Source organism: Sphingomonas aestuarii, from assembly GCF_054457155.1.
In genome coordinates this window covers 1-1,436 of record NZ_JBTKVV010000019.1, presented here as the reverse complement: position 1 = coordinate 1,436, position 1,436 = coordinate 1, and the positions used below count along the sequence as shown (strand labels likewise).

Below are 1,436 nucleotides of genomic sequence, written 5' to 3'. Positions count from 1 at the left end.
TCACGGCCTGTCTCGATCGCCGAAAGGTGATCGAGATTCAGCGCCGGGAAATTTATTGAGTTCAAGGCCTCTGCCAGCACTGAGACGCTGTATCCGCTACCATAATTATCGGCGACGGCGGCCATTTTCCCGTCGCTTGTCCAGCCTCCAAGATAAAGCGCAACGTCACGATCGACTCTGGCGTCGCGTAAGCCATCGCGAAAATTATGTCTGAATGAATGGAAGCACGTCAGCGGTGCGGCTGCGTCAACGGTTTTTAGAAAGCGTGAGAACCAGCGTGAGAAACTGGTAGATCGATAGCCAAGGTGCCCGAGCGGAAGCTCGGGGAACAGATGGCTCTCCCCCTTCGACCGCTGCATCTCGGCGAACGCTAAGAAGCCAAACCGTATTAGTTGATTGTGAACTGGCACGATTCGTTCACTGGCGCGGGTCTTGAGCCGCTTCTCCTCGCCAGTCTGGCTCACGCCCTCGGCGATCTTGAAACAAGCGATACCGTCGGACTGTTGGATGTCCGACACTTCAAGTTGACAAATTTCATTGAGCCGAAGGCCGCTGAACAGGGCGATTAACGGAACCCAAAATCGCGCGCGGCGGGGTCGCCGACATCCCGCAAGAGCATAACCTTGCTCGTCATTCTCGCAACCGATGTAGATTGGCGCGTTGAAAATTCTCGATAGTTGAACGTTTGAAAATGGCTTTCGCTTATCCCGTCGTTTTACTGGGTCGGGGAGCTTCAATCCTTTTAACGGGTTGCGGTCGATATAGCCCTCGTTGATCGCCCAGTTCATGAGGCCACCAAAGCGGTTGAGGTAGGCATTCACATTCGCGGTATTAATCAAGCGGTGCTCGCCCTTCGCTTTCGCGGCAGCTACCGCCTGCTTCATTTCCAGATCAGGATAACGCTTGTCCGCATGGCTCGGCATGTTGCGAAGCAAATCGACGAATTGGCGGCAACCCTCCCGTGTGATCTCCGTCAAGGGCGTTTGCTCTCCAAAGGTCTCGACGACCCATCTACGCGTCGTCGTGTGGGAAATTGCTGTGCGCTTGCTCCAAGTATGCTTGGGATCGGCGACATAGCGGTCGTAAACTTCGCCGATCGTGCGGCTGCTCACCTGTGCTCGGAATGGCGACTGTCGTGAGCCTTCAAGCGCCGCTTGGGGAGAGGCTTCGATAGCTGGGTCAAAAGACTCAAACAGTGCTTTGTCGACGATCTGCCCCGCTGCCTTGCGGACCTTCTCGAACATCACCTCGACATTGGCGGCAACGCGATGAATGCGCCGTAGCGCTATTGCGTAGCTATCTGTTTGCAGAGAGCGCCACACCTCTTTCTGACCGAAAGTTGGCAAGAGATCATTCGGCACTCTTCGCCGATATTGAAAAATCCGACGCTTCTGACAAAGCCCATTCGGCCAATTGTGGAGACGCTTTGTGGAGAC

General features: G+C 54.9%; 1 protein-coding gene and 1 pseudogene. Both read right to left on the bottom strand.

The window, feature by feature from the left end; translation table 11 throughout:
• On the bottom strand, positions 1-1,244 hold a 1,244-nt coding region (locus ACX0GZ_RS14745), incomplete at its 3' end, for a site-specific integrase (protein ID WP_458817510.1).
• 42 nt (positions 1,245-1,286) lie between these two features.
• Positions 1,287-1,361, bottom strand: a pseudogene (locus ACX0GZ_RS14740) (DUF6538 domain-containing protein); the annotation flags it as partial.
• Between the last annotated feature and the right edge of the window lie 75 nt (positions 1,362-1,436).